Origin of the sequence: Metallosphaera sedula DSM 5348, from assembly GCF_000016605.1 — an archaeon.
Lineage (GTDB): Archaea > Thermoproteota > Thermoprotei_A > Sulfolobales > Sulfolobaceae > Metallosphaera > Metallosphaera sedula.
Map to the genome: position 1 here is coordinate 309,510 of NC_009440.1, position 17,412 is coordinate 326,921.

At 45.5% G+C, this 17,412-nt stretch carries 20 protein-coding genes; 8 read left to right on the top strand and 12 right to left on the bottom strand.

The annotated features are described in order from the left end of the window. Nucleotides 1–79: 79 nt before the first annotated feature. The 3 genes from MSED_RS01845 (at nucleotide 80) to MSED_RS01855 (ending at nucleotide 3,982) form a co-directional block, all read left to right on the top strand. Nucleotides 80–1,846 carry a chloride channel protein gene (locus MSED_RS01845; protein ID WP_011921502.1) on the top strand — a complete coding sequence of 589 codons (1,767 nt, stop codon included), beginning with the start codon at nucleotides 80–82 and terminating at the stop codon, nucleotides 1,844–1,846. A gap of 303 nt (nucleotides 1,847–2,149) precedes the next feature. Further along, nucleotides 2,150–3,424 (top strand): glycosyltransferase family 2 protein, encoded by a 1,275-nt coding sequence (locus tag MSED_RS01850; protein WP_230842373.1) that lies wholly within the window; start codon nucleotides 2,150–2,152, stop codon nucleotides 3,422–3,424. A gap of 90 nt (nucleotides 3,425–3,514) precedes the next feature. Continuing rightward, on the top strand, nucleotides 3,515–3,982 hold the full coding sequence (locus MSED_RS01855; RefSeq protein WP_048060231.1) for a peroxiredoxin: 468 nt from the start codon (nucleotides 3,515–3,517) through the stop codon (nucleotides 3,980–3,982). Between the two features lie 31 nt (nucleotides 3,983–4,013). Here MSED_RS01855 and MSED_RS01860 read toward each other — a convergent pair whose 3' ends face one another. Beyond that, nucleotides 4,014–4,286, bottom strand: coding sequence for a hypothetical protein (locus MSED_RS01860; RefSeq protein ID WP_011921505.1), 273 nt, complete (start codon nucleotides 4,284–4,286; stop codon nucleotides 4,014–4,016). 429 nt (nucleotides 4,287–4,715) lie between these two features. Between MSED_RS01860 and MSED_RS01865 the strand changes: the two genes are divergently transcribed. Continuing rightward, nucleotides 4,716–6,335 (top strand): APC family permease, encoded by a 1,620-nt coding sequence (locus tag MSED_RS01865; RefSeq protein ID WP_011921506.1) that lies wholly within the window; start codon nucleotides 4,716–4,718, stop codon nucleotides 6,333–6,335. Here MSED_RS01865 and MSED_RS01870 read toward each other — a convergent pair whose 3' ends face one another. Beyond that, nucleotides 6,336–6,938: a sulfite oxidase-like oxidoreductase gene (locus MSED_RS01870; RefSeq protein ID WP_011921507.1), complete on the bottom strand. Its 603-nt coding sequence runs from the start codon at nucleotides 6,936–6,938 to the stop codon at nucleotides 6,336–6,338. A gap of 221 nt (nucleotides 6,939–7,159) precedes the next feature. Between MSED_RS01870 and doxD the strand changes: the two genes are divergently transcribed. From doxD to MSED_RS01885, 3 genes are read left to right on the top strand one after another with little or no spacing between them, the layout of a single operon-like run. After that, a complete protein-coding gene (gene doxD, locus MSED_RS01875) occupies nucleotides 7,160–7,708 on the top strand; it encodes a thiosulfate:quinone oxidoreductase large subunit (protein ID WP_011921508.1) in 549 nt (182 codons plus the stop codon). 5 nt (nucleotides 7,709–7,713) lie between these two features. After that, nucleotides 7,714–8,214, top strand: a complete 501-nt coding sequence (gene doxA, locus MSED_RS01880) for a thiosulfate:quinone oxidoreductase small subunit (protein ID WP_011921509.1) — start codon at nucleotides 7,714–7,716, stop codon at nucleotides 8,212–8,214. Nucleotides 8,215–8,271: 57 nt separating this feature from the next. Next, nucleotides 8,272–8,709 carry a hypothetical protein gene (locus MSED_RS01885; protein WP_011921510.1) on the top strand — a complete coding sequence of 146 codons (438 nt, stop codon included), beginning with the start codon at nucleotides 8,272–8,274 and terminating at the stop codon, nucleotides 8,707–8,709. A 149-nt stretch (nucleotides 8,710–8,858) separates the two neighbouring features. Here the strand turns inward: MSED_RS01885 and MSED_RS01890 are convergent, their stop codons facing one another. Then, complete coding sequence (locus tag MSED_RS01890) at nucleotides 8,859–9,527, bottom strand: PD-(D/E)XK nuclease family protein (protein WP_011921511.1); 669 nt, start codon at nucleotides 9,525–9,527, stop codon at nucleotides 8,859–8,861. A 104-nt stretch (nucleotides 9,528–9,631) separates the two neighbouring features. Between MSED_RS01890 and MSED_RS01895 the strand changes: the two genes are divergently transcribed. Beyond that, complete coding sequence (locus MSED_RS01895; protein ID WP_011921512.1) at nucleotides 9,632–11,200, top strand: L-glutamate gamma-semialdehyde dehydrogenase; 1,569 nt, start codon at nucleotides 9,632–9,634, stop codon at nucleotides 11,198–11,200. Here MSED_RS01895 and MSED_RS01900 read toward each other — a convergent pair. The 9 genes from MSED_RS01900 to MSED_RS01940 all read right to left on the bottom strand — a co-directional run bounded on the left by MSED_RS01900 (nucleotide 11,197) and on the right by MSED_RS01940 (nucleotide 17,406). Continuing rightward, on the bottom strand, nucleotides 11,197–11,601 hold the full coding sequence (locus MSED_RS01900) for a hypothetical protein (protein ID WP_048059961.1): 405 nt from the start codon (nucleotides 11,599–11,601) through the stop codon (nucleotides 11,197–11,199). The genes MSED_RS01895 and MSED_RS01900 overlap by 4 nt on opposite strands. 262 nt (nucleotides 11,602–11,863) lie before the next feature. After that, entirely contained in the window at nucleotides 11,864–12,469 is a 606-nt protein-coding gene (locus MSED_RS01905) for an MBL fold metallo-hydrolase (RefSeq protein ID WP_011921514.1), read from the bottom strand. A gap of 17 nt (nucleotides 12,470–12,486) precedes the next feature. Then, nucleotides 12,487–12,849, bottom strand: a complete 363-nt coding sequence (locus MSED_RS01910; protein ID WP_011921515.1) for a DsrE family protein — start codon at nucleotides 12,847–12,849, stop codon at nucleotides 12,487–12,489. After that, nucleotides 12,846–13,145 carry a hypothetical protein gene (locus tag MSED_RS01915; RefSeq protein WP_011921516.1) on the bottom strand — a complete coding sequence of 100 codons (300 nt, stop codon included), beginning with the start codon at nucleotides 13,143–13,145 and terminating at the stop codon, nucleotides 12,846–12,848. The genes MSED_RS01910 and MSED_RS01915 overlap by 4 nt, the downstream gene beginning before the upstream one ends. A gap of 9 nt (nucleotides 13,146–13,154) precedes the next feature. Next, nucleotides 13,155–14,387 (bottom strand): YeeE/YedE family protein, encoded by a 1,233-nt coding sequence (locus tag MSED_RS01920; protein ID WP_048060233.1) that lies wholly within the window; start codon nucleotides 14,385–14,387, stop codon nucleotides 13,155–13,157. Between the two features lie 17 nt (nucleotides 14,388–14,404). Continuing rightward, nucleotides 14,405–14,659, bottom strand: coding sequence for a sulfurtransferase TusA family protein (locus MSED_RS01925; protein ID WP_011921518.1), 255 nt, complete (start codon nucleotides 14,657–14,659; stop codon nucleotides 14,405–14,407). 79 nt (nucleotides 14,660–14,738) lie between these two features. Next, entirely contained in the window at nucleotides 14,739–15,278 is a 540-nt protein-coding gene (locus MSED_RS01930; protein ID WP_011921519.1) for a TQO small subunit DoxD, read from the bottom strand. After that, nucleotides 15,259–16,119 (bottom strand): hypothetical protein, encoded by an 861-nt coding sequence (locus tag MSED_RS01935; RefSeq protein WP_155464918.1) that lies wholly within the window; start codon nucleotides 16,117–16,119, stop codon nucleotides 15,259–15,261. Before MSED_RS01935 ends, MSED_RS01930 begins: the two co-directional genes overlap by 20 nt. A 66-nt stretch (nucleotides 16,120–16,185) precedes the next feature. Next, nucleotides 16,186–17,406 carry a YncE family protein gene (locus MSED_RS01940; RefSeq protein WP_048059962.1) on the bottom strand — a complete coding sequence of 407 codons (1,221 nt, stop codon included), beginning with the start codon at nucleotides 17,404–17,406 and terminating at the stop codon, nucleotides 16,186–16,188. Between the last annotated feature and the right edge of the window lie 6 nt (nucleotides 17,407–17,412).

Sequence of the window (17,412 nt, forward strand, 5' to 3'; positions counted from 1 at the left end):
AACTGTCTTAAGGGCTTCTTTAACGATTAGACCGCAATCATGTAATTCTTTTTATTATACAGTAAACCAACATTCTTTCATGTCTGGAAGGCTGTCGTCTTTGCCTTACTTCGAGAAGTGGCTCATCCTGGGCATCTTGCTCGGGGTGGTTGCAGGCTTTGCCTCTACAGTTTTCTACCTTTTGCTTCATGTGTTCGAGTATATCTTCATTACTAGATTTGTGGGTATGTCTTATCCTCACCCCCTGGGAGAGGGAGGAACTCTGAACTTCACGTTTCACCCTGGGAATTTCATCCTAGTGCCTGTTTCCCTCATGATAGGCGGACTCATATCAGGTCTTGTGGTATATACCTTCGCCCCCGAAGCAGAGGGCCACGGTACTGACGCTGCCATTAAGGCATATCATTATCTCCAAGGAAAGGTCAGATGGGTTGTAATTCCCGTTAAGATATTCGCTTCAGCGGTAACAATAGGATCGGGTGGTAGCGCTGGAAGAGAGGGCCCCACAGCTCAATTTTCCTCAGGGGTAGGATCGGTTATTGCGGACTTACTTAAGCTTTCGCCAGAGGACAGAAGGAGGGCGTTAGCTGTGGGTATAGGAGCAGGAATAGGGACTATATTTAAGACGCCCATAGGTGGTGCGCTCCTAGCGTCGGAGATACTTTACAAGAGGGACTTGGAACCCGAGTTAATTTACCCTGGACTAATTGCCTCCTCGGTGGGATACACGATCTTCGGCATCATTTTTGGTTTTACTCCCGTTTTCGGGTATTATACGGGAACTTTCAATCCCATGAGGTTACCCTTGTACGCCTTGCTCGGGGTAATATCAGGGCTGTTGGCCATCCTTTACGTTAAGTCCTTTTACGGAATATCGGGATTATTCAAGAGACTAAAGCTTCCCAATCACGTTAAGCCCATGATTGGGGGAGGACTTGCTGGGCTCTTGACCCTTCTTTTTCCCGAGGTTATGGGTACAGGATATGGGTGGATAAATCTGGCTGAATTCGAGAGATTCTCGTCCTTCTATTCACCTGTATTACCTGTTCTACTTCTGTTGGCACTACTTCCCCTCGTGAAGATTCTAGCTACCTCGCTCTCTATAGGATCAGGAGGAAGCGGAGGTGTCTTTGCCCCTGGCCTATTTATCGGAGCGTTCTTGGGAGCAGATGTGGGTCTGATTTTTCATTATCTATTTCCTTCCCTTGTGCCCAACATCGCTCCCTTCGTTATAATAGGCATGATGTCGTTTTTCGCTGCTGCCGGAAAGGTTCCACTATCAGTGATAGTGATGGTAACTGAAATGACCTCAAGTCTTCAACTACTTCCAGGGGCCATGATAGCCGTGGCCATCTCCTACTTGGTTTCAGGAAATTACACGATCTACAGAAGTCAAGTCCCAACAAGGAGGGATTCTCCAGCCCATAAGAGCGAGTACGAGATCCCCGTCATGCAGAGGCTGAAGGTGGGACAATGCAAGAGATACGACATACGAGTGTCTCCCTCAACTACGGTAGAGGTGGCTCTCAAGGTCATGTTAGACAACAACTTTCTGAGCCTCCCAGTCGTGGACGAATCGAGCAGGTTCATAGGTATAGTGTATTACAGGGATATCGAAGGGAAGAATCCTTTGGATCAGGTAGGTCGCTACGTGATGAGAGGCTCTCCTCACGTTTCACCTCAATCTTCTCTGGAACAAGCTTGGGAGATAATGGCTCTAAACAGGAGCAGATGGGTAGCTGTAGTGGACAAGGGAATCTTCCAGGGCATGGTTACCATGGATTCCCTCTTGGCACTCTATGAGCATGAAGTTAGGGCCCTAACAGATACTTCGCGTGATACATGAATTTAGCCCTTGAGGGGTACATCGAGAGTTGAGGATATTTGTCTAAAGGGGCAGAGTAGTCCCAGCCCTCGCCAGCATCTTAACATCAAGAATGTCAAACTGAACAGTAGATAAAGGTTGTATTCTAAGGTATATTCTCTAGATGAATTGCCGAAACTAGCCACATAGTTTTTAAGCTCCCCTTTATCATGTTAAACCCGAATGAATCAACTAGATGCATTTTATTTAATATTTGGATCGCTAACCTTATTCCTTTCACTGGTTTACTTTATTCTAAATTCCTACTTCTCTATTAACGTAAGGATGCCCAGAAGAGTAGACTCGAACAAATTATCTGACGTGACCGTTCTAATCCCCGTGTATGGGGAAAAGGCGTCAGTGTTTGAGAGAGTGATCTCTGCAGTTGCGGAGCAGGACGTGAAGTTTCTAGTTGTGGGAGACGGTTGCGATGAGCCCTATAGGTCAATCACCTTTAGGTATGGTGGAAGATTTATCAAGACACCTGCCAGGTCAGGGAAGAGGAATGCCCTAGCCACTGGTATATCCCACGTGGACACGAAGTTTGTTCTCTTCCTGGATAGCGACACCGTATTGCCCAGTGACGGAGTAAGAAGGATGTTGTCCCTCATGGACGAGGGAGTAGGTGGGGTAAGCGTTAACGTGAGGAATGTAAAAACTGGAAATACCTTCTACTTAGCAGAACTGATTGAAAGACTAAAGGAGGCCACAATGAGGGCCGTAAATAGGTCGGGCTATGCAGTTCTTCTGAATGGAAAATGTTCCCTTTATAGGACCGAGTTGGTTAGGCCATTTATCCTTAGTGAAGAGTTCAGAAACCCGAGGTTCATGGGAAGAAGGGCATTAATAGGAGATGACAAACAACTTACAAACTACGTCATCTCGAGAGGTTATAAGGCATTGCTGGACTTTGAGACCACCGTGTTGACTTATCCTCCAGAGAGTGTTAAGAAACTGTACAGACAACTAATTAGATGGTCTAGGGCAAACTACTACTTTTTCTATAGGGAACTGAGGGATGGAACCATGTTCAAACGAGGTCCCCTTTACGTTTTCAATTTTCTATACACAACGATTCTTCCATTCCTCGTGATGGGGGTTTCAATCTTTGATATGATTTTCTTGGGCTCCACAATTGTGGATACGAATCCATCAGATTACGAAGTAGCTCTTCTTCACGGGGGCAACTTCCTCCTTCACTTACCCATCATCTTGGCAAAGAGGATAGTATTCTCCCTTCTGCTGGGAACTATGACAACTCATTACCCATTTTCCGTGACCCAGTCAGCGTTTATCACTCCGTTCCACTCTGCATTTCACTCAACCCCTACTTTCCTAGGCCTCCACTTTCCTAGGCTAGGCTTCAAGTATTCTGTTATCTTAATGCATGTGGCAAGCTACCTTACGGCAATTCCCTTCATTTACGCTCTGTGGAGACTTCTGCACGAGGAAAAGTTGAAGACGCTGGTGATTGGTTCCCTAGCCTTAGCAATTCAACTCGTTGTGAGCATTTACGCGTTACTCACGATTTGGGATCAGGACAAGTGGCTGACTAGGTAACTACACAAGTTAACTTAGAGAATTTCTAGATTTAAATAGTTCATACTTGTTGATAAATTGGTTTATATATCCATCTTCTTAATAAAGCCCATGCCAGAAATAGGTCAAATTGCACCGGACGTAGAACTAGTGGATACAGACCTGAAGAAAGTAAAGATCTCCGATTTTAGGGGAAAAGTGGTAGTACTAGCTTTCTACCCAGGGGCCTTCACTTCTGTATGTACAAAGGAAATGTGCACGTTTAGGGATTCCATGGCCAAGTTCAACGAGGTAAATGCTGTAGTTCTTGGAATTAGTGTGGATCCCCCATTCAGCAACAAGGCATTCAAGGAAGCCAACAAGCTTAACTTCACCATACTAAGCGATTACAAGAGAGACGCTGTGAAGGCATATGGCGTCGACATGGAATTTCTACCTCTTCCTGGGTACGTTCTAGCTAAGAGGGCGGTTTTCATACTGGACAAGAACGGCAAGATTGTGTATAAGTGGGTAGGAAAGGAGTTAGCCAACGAGCCAAACTACGCGGAAATAGAAGAGGTAGTAAGAAAATTGAAGTAATTTTTCTCTCCTGATATTTTTTCCCTTTCTGCTAACTTGATCCAGTTCCGCAACCACAGTATCCGTACTCATCTATTTCCAGGTTGCAGACTGGGCAAACATAGCCTGTTCCTGTCGTCTCATGGCACATTTTCCCGTACTGAGAAAGGTGGGGATTCATTAGGCTCTGATACGGGTCTGAGCTACGGCTTGTGAGCCTTATTCTCCACGATTTCCTATCCTCCTTAACGAGGGTGAACTCTATTTCCATATCGTTCCCAGTCTTACTAACCGTTGAATCATGTCTCAAGTAAACTTTTCTCATAAATCATCATTTCCTCACAGGTATTAATAAACCTGTCTGTGAATTATCTAAAAAATTTTAATCATTTAAAAGACGAGTGATTGTTTCAACAATTTAAGCAGGATAGTCAATCCAGTGAAGTATAGAGAGTTTCGTTACTATGACGTGTGAATCACTCCCGCCGTCACGACATGTAGCTTCTGGTATTTCGATTGGTATATATTGATGTTCCGAGATAATATCTTATTAGTTATGTTTAAAATTAAAAATCATAATCAGAGAGAACATTTTAGTCATGATAAATCTTGATATACTTTAACATTATTAACTTAATATTTATAATCTAAATTTACATCGGTCTTAAATAAAAGGTCTACTATAATATAAAAATTACTTATTAATCTAAATTTCCTAGGAAGACTTAAATAACATTAATGGTATGTTACCTTTATGTCCGACGGTAAAGGAATGAAAAAAGAAATTGGATTAACTTCACTAATAATCATAGGCTTAGCCTCTGCCGTAGCTACTGCCATATTCTTTAGTCCATTACAAATGACGGAGGTAGCAGGGCCAGGAAGCTTAATTGCTTGGATAATAGCTATTCTATTCTACGTAACTATTTCAATAACATACATAGAATTATCACAAACCTATGCAGAGGCGGGAGGTCCATCCAGATATTCAATTTATAGTCATGGAGCTGTAACCAACTTAATTAACGCCATGGCGGATCTTCTTTGGTACTTGTTCATTCCTCCCATAGAGGCATTCGCCACAATAGAGGGACTCGACTACATTTTCCCATCCTTACTCGATTCCCAAGGATTTCCCACCCTTGAGGGGGCCATTGTAGGAGTTATCCTTATGTTTGCTTACATTCCCTTCAACTATTACGGAGTGAAGACCTTCTCTAGAATCACGTCAGGATTTGGAACAGTAAAATACATCATTTACATCTTGCCGGCGTTTCTCCTCCTGCTAGTCTTCTTCAACGTCAAGAACTTCACAGCCTATGGCTTTCTGCCCTTTGGAGTTGCCGGAATATTTTCTTCAATGCCCTATGCCATGTTCGCCTTTGGAGGTGCCAGAGTAATACCGGATTTCGCAGAGGAAGTTAAGAAAAAGACATACTTAATTTATGCACTTATCATAACGGTGATTGGAGAAGGTCTAGTTTATCTGCTCTTTGATTTCACTTTCATAGCCAATCTAGACTGGACAAAGCTAGGACTTACACCTGGGAACTGGGCGTCCCTAAACAAGGTGGTGGGGAATCCCTTCATTGTTCTAGCTAGTACCCATCATTCCGGTCTAGGTCAGATAGCTCTTCTGCTCTTGCTTATTGGGGGTATAGTGGGGCCTTTCCTAACGGGTTACGTATACATGGGAGGCGGAGCTAGGGTTCTGTTTGCTTCGGCAAGATCTGGGTTCCTTCACGAGAAGTTTAAGGCTCTTCATAGTAAGTACGCAATACCCTATTGGGGTCTGATACTCTTTGCCATAGTGGGGGCAGTCATAGCATTCCTTTTCGCTCCAGTGCCTAGCATTTACGGTCTTATAGATGATGCAACAGTTGCAGGGTACATTGGTTTCGCTACCAATCCGGTTGCCATGATGGTACTGAGGATGCAGGGAGTGACTAAGTGGAAGATTAAAGGAGGATCTATCATCTCCCCAATTGCCTTTGCTGCATCCTCACTTATCGTATTTTGGAGCGGATGGCCTGCGGTTCCGTATTCAGTCATCATTCTCGCCATAATTACGGCCATATTGGGGATAGTGGGAAAGGTAACTGAGGGACTAAAGGAGTCTACTTGGTATATTGGCTATATAGCGTTCTTAACCTTCATGACCTATATAGGATCAGATGGAGCACTCTCGTTGGTACCATATTTGACCGCAACCCTAATTACTGTTATAGTGTCTCTAGTTCTTTTCTATCCACTGGGAATATATCAGGGATTGAGGGAGAGAAACTATCTCTACCACAAAGAGGCCTCTGCCCCCGAAGAGGGAGAGGCCTCTGCCCCCGAAGAGGGACTTGAAAGCGAAGAAGGTGGAAGATAACTAGATAATAGGTCTCTTTTTACTATGCCTTCCCCAGAATCCCTTGAACCTTTCCTCATCCCACACGTTGCCCCTCTCGTGATATCCCCTTTCCTCCCAATATCCGTCCACGTACTCAGGGATAAGTTCCATTGCGGTTACCCACTTTGCACTCTTCCATCCATAAAGGTGAGGAAAGAATGGCCTGGCTGGAAATCCCTCCTCCTTTGTTAGGGGTCTGCCATTCATCATTAGGACTAGGATTGAGTCCTCATTCATTACGTCTTCAAGAGGTACCGTAGCAGTATATCCATCCAGTGAGTAGAATATCACCCACTTTGCCTCAGGCTTTGGGGAGGCCCTTTCCACGAGTCTTTTCAAGTTTATTCCTTTCCAGGACACATCCAGAACGCTCCAACCGGTGACGCAGTGGAAATCCCTCTTGTACTCCATGTCCATCATGTTCAGAAGTTCCTGGTAGGTGAAGCTTAACTCCCTCTCTACCATCCCTGTTATCTTGAACCTGTACTCCTCTACGTTAACCTCAGGGACACCAAGGGCCGCGTAGTATATGAACCTCTTGATGGGACGTTGCCCTGGTGGCATTTGTTTTTGGTTTTCCATAATTACACGGTGTTAATGATCAATAAAAACATGCGTAAGAATTTCCTTCACGTATACGCGAGAGTCACGACTCTGATGTAATTTAAAACACATCGGCATTATAAAGTTCTTTCTCTCGAAATGGAAAAATGAATGATAGTTAGCTATTTAAGTTTTTATAGTTTTAACTTTATTTAAGAAAAATTTAAATTACCTCTCCCAAAGCTTGATTCAGTGATAACATGGCGGAGAAACAGGGTTTGAATCCCGGAAATTCAACGAGGATGGAGTACTTGTTCCCTATCAGGTTCGCAGTGGGATGGATGTTTCTCGATGGAGGACTTAGGAAGGCCGTGCTAAAGCCAGCTAAGTTGGATCCGAACTCCTCCTCCTTCGTTGGAGGGAAGTTAGTAAACTTCCTGCCACATGCAGGTCCCTTCAAGCCCTTTCTTTTAATGACATTGGAGAATAGGGGACTCGACGTTACGTTCCTAACAGCATTTAGCTACATAGAGATAATTGCTGGGCTATTTCTTGTGATAGGATTCTTAACTAGGTTATCAGCTCTAGCTGCGCTCTTCATGTCAGTGGGTTTCGCACCAGCTTACTGGTTAGGATCCACTTGTGAAGATGAATGGCAAATAGGTGCTCTTCTCACAGCAGGTTCCGTAGTGCTAATGCTTACTGCTACGGGTAGGGTATTCGGGTTAGATAGCGTCCTTTACAAGAAGTTTGGCGACAGGCCTCTTTCCAAGAGGATTCCCATACTCAACATGATAAAGCTGTGGTGATCAAATTGGATAGAACATCCATCATAGCTCTAGTGTTTGGAATCCTTGTCATTGGATTCATTCTAGGCACAGGTCAATGGGCATATGGTAATGTCGTGGGACCACTGGTTAATTACTCGAAGTTGCCTAAGCTAGAAATAACCTACATCACAGCTAAGGATCAGGGTAATCAGACGCTGTTGATAATGAATATTACTGACGTGAACGGTCCAGACGCGTATCCAGCATCAGCTCCTCTCATGGAAATTTACAACTCAACGTGGCATACTTATCTGAATTCCTCGGAAATCGCCAACTACACGGTCAAGGTAATTCAAGCTCCATGGAATGAGAACAAGAAGGATTATGTTAACTGGTACACAGGGTTTGCCATAGTTCTCGGAAGTGAGGCTCAGTTCCAACTACTCCTTCCAATTCACCTCAGCCCAGGAACTTACCACGTCAAGTTGTACACACCAGCAATCAGTCAGAAGTCAATGGCAATAGCTAATTTCACTATAAGTTAATTTTTTCCTATCAGTCTTTGGCTTAAGATTTTATATAACGGATTGATAAACTATGTCATGAGAAGAAACGTAGTTATCGTGGGGGGTATAATTCTTTTAATTGGACTAGCGATAGCGATTGGGGGATTCTTTCTAGCCAAGTCTGGGATTCAGATAACCCAGGTTTCGCTATCACCGAGTCAAGGAAAGACTTTCCCCCTTAAGAGCGGGGTCAATAGCGTGAGCATAGGTTATAATACATCGTTACCACCGAAAGTGGAGATTACGGGTAATGTCATCACTACATCATCGTCCAAAAACGTCGAGGCCCTACTCATCAACGGAACTTCCCCAAGTGTATATGTTGAAGATAACTCCACTACCCCTATGCAGGTAACCCTTGTTATGACCCAGTTGAACTCCTCCATAGAAGCTGGAGGACTGGCGTTCATTCTGGGCGTTGTAGTATTCTTTGTGGGACTTGGCATACTAATATATGGTCTCATAAGGAGATAGCTCCTAGTGAGAGACAAAAAGTATAGAAGGCAATGATTAAGTTCGTCGTAGAGGCCTTCCTGTGATGAAGATCCCAAAGTTGATTACCGAGACTGTATGTGCAAATGTTCTAACTCTGGAGTTTACAGCAATTTAATCAAGTCTCAAGGTTAACTATCCTTATCACATTTGGCCCTATACAGGCAAAAATCACACTGCCACCTCATATCATCCCTTAACTTAGCCTCAGGTTCTGGAACTTTCCTTTCCTTGATAGCCCTATGAAGGAGTTCAGCTCTCTCCATAGTTTTCAGATAGAGTTGCTCATCGAAATCGAGGATAAACTCCTCCATTTCGAAGTTGGACCTATCCACGTAAAGGAGAACTCCCTTCGACTTGGGAAAGGCCTTCATGTAGAGATTGAGTTGAGCCCTATGTTCGAGTCTTGGTAAGTACCCGTTCCTAACCTTGTGCTGAAGGTTATCCACGCTCTTAACCTCCACAAGGTACCTCTCCTTCGTGAATTCAATCACGATGAGGTCATCAGCCCTTCCCGAGATCACTATTTCGTGGTTGGTCGGGTGAGGGATCCTCAAGGGTAGTTCACTGGTGACCTTCACGCTATCCTCCTTCTTCAGTATCTCAGCTACGAGTTCGTGAAGCGCCTCTCCCAGGACAGTAAACCTCGCTGAATCAATTCCAGAAAGAACAGGCGAAGTCCTATCATAGTACTGCTTCCTCAGGCAATTCCAGATCTTGGAAGGCCAATACTCACCTTCATACGGTTGCTTAAACTCGTCATCAACAATATGCTTGTAAATAATTTCCTTCACAACCACATGATGTATTCATGATCCAGGAATAAAAGGGGATTCGTTGCTCTTCTCTAGTAGAACTCCCAAAAGGAGTTACAACTTTATTATTTTAGGGCGGATACTATAATATGCCATTTGTAAATGAGAGAACCTATCAACGCTATTTACAGGAGAATAGGGAGGAAGAGTTTCACAAGCTGGTGGACGAAGGGATAAGGAGAGTTGAGGAACAGCTAGGGCAGGAATATCCAATCCTCATAGGAGACAAGGAGTTAAGGACTCCCTCTAAGTTTAACGTTAGGTCGCCAGTAGACACTTCTCTCACCTTAGGAGTTTTCCAGAGAGATGATGGGGAGCTCTTGAGAAGCGCCATAAAGTTGGCTAGGGAATCCTATAGGGATTGGAAGGACTCAGATTGGAGGGACAGGGTTGAGCTCACGGTCAAGGCTGCCAACGAGCTCAGGAGAATGAAGTATGAGCTGGCAGCTACGATCACCTTTGAGAATGGTAAAAACAGATATGAGGCCGTTGCTGAGGTTGATGAAACCATAGACTACTTCAACTATTACGCTCAACTCCTTGAGGAGAACAGGGGTTATACCCGGGAGATGGAGGGCAGGATAGTCAAGGGAGAACACGGGATCTCTGTTATGAGGCCCTACGGTCCTTGGTTGATAATCTCTCCCTTCAATTTCCCTCTGGCCATAACTGCAACCATGACCCTAGGTGCCCTGATCACTGGAAATACCGTCGTAGTTAAACCTTCCTCTGACACACCGCTCTCAGCGTATAAGCTTGTGACTACGTTGAGAAGAGCTGGCTTCTCAGCAGAGGTGGTGAACTACGTAACTTCTCCAGGCGAGGTGGTTTCCAAGGTCATGGAGGAAAACCTTGACATAGCAGGGTTCGCCTTCACGGGTTCAAGGGAGGTGGGACATAGGCTTCTGAAGCAATTCATAAGCCTGAAGCCCAGGCCAGCCGTGTTGGAACTCGGGGGAAAGAACGCCACAGTCATCACAGCGAAGGCAGACCTAAGGAAAGCTGTTGAGGGAACATTTAGGGGAGCCTTCGGATTTGGGGGTCAGAAGTGCAGTGCGACCTCGAGGGTTTTCGTGGAGAGCTCAATTTATCAGGAATTCTTGGCTAGGTTCAAGGCTCGTACTGAGACAGCACAGATAGGAGATCCTAGGCAGAAGTCAACGTTCCTGGGACCCCTAATTAACAAGGGAGCGGTGGACAAGTTTAGAAGGTATGTGGATCAAGCCATATCCGAGGGTGGCAGAGTCATCACTGGCGGGAGAGTTAGGGAGGACACGCGAAGTTATCTGGTGGAGCCCACCATAATCGTGGATCTCCCCTACACCAGTTCCCTGTGGAGGACTGAACTCTTCGTCCCCATAGTCCTAGTGAAGGAAGTCCAAAACCTGAAGGAGGCCATAAGGCTTGTTAATGATGTAGATTATGGTCTTACGGCAGGCATATTCTCGCAGGACACGGAAGAGGTAGAGTACTTCTTCAAGAACGTTGAGGCAGGGGTAACTTACGCGAATAGGGAGTCCGGTTCGACCACGGGTGCCATGCCTGGAGTTCAACCCTTTGGAGGATGGAAGGATTCAGGGTGGACCGGGAGAAATGCAGGTGGACCCTATTACTTGCTATCATTCATGAGGGAACAGGCTAGAACCACTTACGATTAACTCATCCTCGTTCCAGTAATCAAAGGTAGTAATTTTAATGTTCTCACGTACTCGACCCATATCTTGGATAGATCCTGTTCATTAGGATCTTCCATTGAAATTTTGAAATCTAGCTTTCGAAGAAGTGCAAGATAACACCCCTCGCTTAATACCTCTATACCGGCAATCACGTTTAGAGAGGACAATCTGGTGAGATATTCCTTGATTCTATCCCTCAGTTCTAGAACCCTCTCACATCCAATTCTCCTAGCTATATATAACAGGGTGACACCGGAATCCATGATATCTACGTAGCTGTTGTCCATGAACCTTATCCTTATACCCCTTTCTATACTTTCAAAGCCTCTGGTAGGCATTCCATGCTCCACTAGAAGTCGGGTGAGCAATTCTTCTTTATCCATAGTATAAGTTCTAGTGTTATTTCTATATAACTATTACTATAATAGATCCTAATAATAGCCGTTAACTGTTAATTATCATAGTACTAAGGTAGTAGTCTATTAACGTTCATCAAGGTGTGTAGCCCTAGATAGAGGACGGGGAATAGTAATATTATATGTAGAAAAATTAATTGTTCACTGCAAGTTATATAGTGAACGTTTAAAATGTACAGCTAATGCGGTTCTAGGCCGAATAGGAAGTCGTCTTAACGACGTTCACACGTCACCAGTCGTCCGGACCTAGAACCCCATTCAGGAAGGGATTGGATCTAACTTCATCCTGTAATGTGGTCCTGTCTCCGTGTCCTGGGAACACGTCCACAACGTTCATGGTTTTGATCTTTTCAAGAGTAACTCTCAGCGTATCCCTATCGCCACCAAGATCATATCTCCCGACGGTTCCCTTGAATAGGGTATCCCCAGTGAACAGGGATTGCCCCACAAGAATTGAGGTACTCCCCATGGTGTGACCCGGTGTGGATATTCCCATCAAGGTAAGATCGCCTACCCTAATCTCCGTTCCGTCCTTAAGTTCGTCATCTGGCTCTGGTGGAAGTTCTCTCCAGTCGTAGTAGAGGGGCATTAAATCCACATCCTTGAAGTTGATCAAGAACTTGGCCCCAATTCTCTTCAAGGGTTTCACGCCCAGCACATGGTCAAAGTGACCGTGGGTTGAAACTATGTACTTGAGCCTCAGGCCACTTCCTCTCAGAAAAGCGATGACCTCGGAGGGATCTCCACCAGGGTCAATTACTAGGGCCTCTCCCTTATCCCAAATAAGGTAACAGTTTGTGTGAAGGGGGCCCAACACGAATGTTCTAAGGTTCACGTATCAAGTTGATTGTCCTAAAAAATAAGCGTGGCTTTTGATTGGGAACTCTTCAGGGCGAATTCTGAAACTCCTCCAACCTTGACCTTGTACACGAACTGGTCCTCGTGTATACCCTTGACCCTCATTCCAAACTCACAGGCCGTTATCTCGAGATCCTCCCCAGCCAGTTCCACTAGGTTATCTAGGTAATACTTTAGCGTCTTAGTACCGTTGAGGACTATCTTCTCCGACTCTGCTGTGAGCGCCCTAAGCGCGTCCATTGTGAAGAACATGTATATCTTGTTTCCACTAGAGGCGTAACCAATAGCAGTGATCACTCCCATCATCATCTTTTCGTGCTCGCCTGAGATCATCATGAAGGAGTACATTTCAGTCATGATCCAACCTCCTTGGACTGCACATATTTCACCAGGGAAACCCAAAACATGATCAACCCAACATAAACCACGGTGTAGCAGATCCACGTCGTAGCCTCGAGGTAACCCTGCAATTGGTCTGGTGGAACGTAAACAAGGAAGTTGGCCTGGTTCAATGCAATGTTGTCAGCCCCCGTCAAGTAAATCTTGCTGAATTGATACCACGCTATTGCGAACAGTGAGAGGACTAGAGGTCCTATTACCCTCCTCACGGGATAGGGTTTAGCTTTAGGTTTAGATTTCTCCATTTCCTCCATTTTCTCACCCTAAAGTTTCTCCTGCACCTTGACTGCGAGGTATATCCCCGCGAGCATTCCACCTAGGAAAATGTAGCCGTCATACCCTAACTGTCCAAAGTTTGTCCACATTAATCCAACGTTGCATCCTAGGGCCATTCTTACACCTATTCCCACGAGCATCCCACCTACGAAACCTATGGCCAACCTCTTCCTGTCCTTGGGTATCCTGATCTTGAAGTCTCCGCTCAAGAATGAGGCAGAAAATGCCCCCACGCAAAGCATTACCACCATTAAGGTACTGGGGTCAACAATAGGCAAGGAACTGTTGAACCATGGGGTGTTGGTAAATAGGTTGATTCCCAAGGGCATGAGGATGTATTCGAAGAACCTTCCCCCGTCTGACGAGGTAATTACCAGGTAGTTAAACGTGTACCCAGCACCAACGATGAAGACGAAGATCATGTCCAGTGCTAATATCACGGTGGAGAGATTGGTTCCGTAGGGCTTCCTGAGAAGGAGCATGTCCTTAGCCTCCTGCCTCAGCCTAAGTCCAGAGGGGATTGACGGTGAAGAGGGGCCTGGTAAACCTGGTAGTGCCTTCATTCCAACCGCACTTAGACCAGGTCCCTTCATGCTCACTGACTTATCCCACTTGCTTCTCGTCCTCATTTGCAGATATATCCCTAAGAAGAGAAGTGGAAGCGCCACTATCATTGTGGTAATGTAAACTGACATGTTGGAGACGGAATGGAATAGGACGTAAGGCAAATACTCTACGTATCCGCCAGAGCTAGTGGAGAGAATCCCGCTCTGCATTGTATAGGACTGGAAGGGCCAGATTGCAACTGCGAAAATGTAAGTTCCGATCATCATTCCAAATAGCTCAATCCAGTTCTGGACGTAACCGCTACTGGCCCTGTATAGCATGGAAAGGTTGCATCCACCAGCCAGTGCTGCACCAAAGCCGAATATGAATGATCCAACCAGTATGTACCATCCTGCGAAGTAGTTATTGAAGTATTGATCTACGGGAGGAATTAGCCCAAAGGCCACGAGAAGTCCAGTTCCTAGGGCAGTGAGACCAAAAAGGATGAGAAGTGCCCCAAATCTCTCGAAGCTCTTTGTCGTAAAGATCGACGTCATCGCGTTCACAAAGCAATAGTTCCCCCTTTGGGCTACCCAGCCCAGGATAAACCCGCTTAACCCAAACAATCCAAATATGAGAGCCCAGGACTCAGAAAAAACAGGTTGAAGTATCATTGAGGGAGTTGCCAACCCTATCCCACCTTTAGTATTCTAAACCTGTAAACATCGCCGTCCTTCAACACGAGATAGGGATAACCCATGTTCTTGCAAAGGGACGGCAACGTTACGTCTACTGCAGGTTGGTGGTCCGTGATGACCTCGAGGACCTGACCGGGCTTCATCTTCTTTAACTTCTTACTGGCCATCATCTCTGGCACGGGGCAGGACTCGCCGATGACATCAAGTTGATCGTCCGGTTCCTTCACCTTTAGGGGCTCGGAAGACATTACATCACCAAGATCATTTACCCTGGGATTCTTTTAAGTTATGCTCTTTTTTAAACGGTTTTTTAAATAGAGTAAAAATTTAGTAAATTAGCAGATAAAGTATCACGATCACGTAAATGACCGTACCAGCTATGGCCCACGGTGTAGGGTTCTGAAGGACCTTGAATCGGGTTGAAAGCGCCGAGTCTAACGATAATTGACCAGGCCCCCTCACGACCAGGTAGAGGTTGAGGAGCATTAGGAGAAGGTTAATTCCATACTCCTCCGTTCCTGTCCAGTAGGCTGAAAGGAAATAGATGAGGTTGGTGTAGAGGGCGACCGTGCTAGCTAGTCTAGACATGAGACCTAGAAGGGTGAGGACGCCGAAGCTTATTTCCCCTATCATCACTAGAACTCCCACGGTGTAGACGTGTGGAAATACGACTGCATATAGGAACCCCCTGATTGGGGAGCCCTCGGCCAGATACTGCACAGTGAAGCCTATGTATGACGTGGAACCTGCGTTAAGGAAACCTGGGTTCAGAAGCTTGTTGAAAACTCCAGCATCGAGCCAGATAGAGGCTACAGCAAGCCTTAGGATAAGTCTCTCGAGGCTGGACTCATTTCTGAGGGACTTCAATACCTATCGACCTCTTAACCAGTTGAGAGGATATAACTGTTATCTGCCATATTCCCACGCCTAGAAGGATCATTCCCGCGATTGTAGGCGAGAGTAAGAGTATGGCCTGAAGAATTCCCCCAGTCCATGCCCCAGCTATGAAAGCCCCATATTTCCAGGTAATCCCCTTGGTCAGGGCGGGATATGAGCCCGAAAGCAGGTAAAGTAGCGAGTTCATTGCTGTGGGAGAGAGGCAACATATCCCCGCAATTGTCCCGATAGACGGTATGGAAGCAGTTAGGAAACCTGCAGTGGTATTTAGAGTTCCCATGCGAAGAGACTTGGGGGCCGCCCATTTCATGGCGGAACTGGAAACGTAAAGGAGTGACATCACGTAATACGAGAAAATGAGGGATAAAGTAAGGACGACGTCGTTGAGTACTCCTAAGAGCAAGAGAGGGACATTCAGCACTAGATCTCCAAGCATGGGTATACCCTCTCCCTGGTAGGTAATTGCAGTAAGCCCCATGAAGTAGGAACTAACGTTCAGGTTAGGGATAAGGAGGAGGCCAGACACCACGAGGAAACTCAGGTAATAGGCCGGTACAAACACAGCTATCATGGCCCTACCAACACTATCCTTAAGTGTGGCCCTTAGAACAGCCCTCAGCCTCATGGGTCCATGAACTAGAATGAATCTTCCTCTCCTTGATTTGTATAGACTAACTCCTACAATAACCGAGACCGCAAGATATGCAATCACGAACACGAGAAAGGGCTTAACAAAGGTAATTTGCCCCGTATCTGCAAGCGGAGAATACCATAGACTCACAATTCTAATACCGTTTATTACAATGGGCAAAAATACAGTCGCATTAAAAAATAGAAAGACGTAGAAAAAAGGGTTGATTGGTCTCATGATGACACCTTAGCAGTGCAATCCTGTAACAGGAGGTAACATTACCTGATCCACAAGGTAGGTTCCCATGCTCTGGCTTATTGGTATTACAATCGCGGGGGCAGTTGTCAGGGGTAGAGTATAGGACACTGAAAGGGTGGACAAGGAGATCAAAACTATCATACCTCCAGCGCTAACGCTTCCGTGAATCACCACATATGCGTAACTCCCGCCAGGCGTGATCTCTATGTCCGCTAAACCTGCGGGAGAGATTTGTGGAAGAGCTATCTCCTTAACTATCTGGAAATTGGACGTAGATATGACAACCACTGTGTCGTTATTGCTTGGCGCCTCTAAGTAATACTGTCCATTTGGAGTGAAAACGCCTCTCTGAGGAGTCATTCCCTTGGGCATCTGGACCATTCCAAGTAGTTGAAGGTTGGGTAAGGAATAGAATCCCACAGAGTTATTCCCAGCAAACTCTACCGCAACCATCGTACCCTGTTCGTTGGGGCTTAACATGTAGGGTTGTGAACCTAAGCTCGTCGGTTTCACTAGTAGAACCGAGCCGTTACTAGCGCTTATGATATCTATACTGTTATTGAACCTCATGGGTATGAGAAGTTCGCTCCCATCTGGAGTCCATCTGACGTCACAAGGATAGTACGTCTTACCTGTTGGAGAAACAAACTTTTGACTCCACACTGTCTGAAGCGTCTGCATGTTAATAACTAGAACTTCGCCTGAGGGTCCATCAGCTATGGCCGCATAGTCACCGTTAGGGGAAATTGCAACTCCAATGAAACCTGTGGAAGATCCAACCTGTAAAGTTTTAACTACCTTGAAGTTGGTCGTGTTTATAATGAAGACAGTGCCGTTATTCAAGGGCATAAACATGTACTTTATGGATGCTCCAACAGGTACCTCTTCCCAGTAATATACCTGTGTGGGCACACTAGTAGATATATTCTCTACTCTCTGGAAGCCAAGAAAACTCTGACTGCTGCTGAAGGGGTTGAGAACTTGAGCTATCCCCTTTTGCGTAAGGGCCAAGAAGTAGAAGTTGTTATTTGGAGTCGAGGTCGTGGTTGAGGTACTGGTGTTGGTTGTCGTGGTGGTAGTGGTCGTTGTAGGAGACGTGGTGGACGTGGAGGGACCGCTGGTGTTGCTTCTCATCATAATATAAGCTGCACCTATTCCCACAAGAAGTATCACGACTATTCCAGCTATTAATAACGCCTTATAGTTCATACTCTC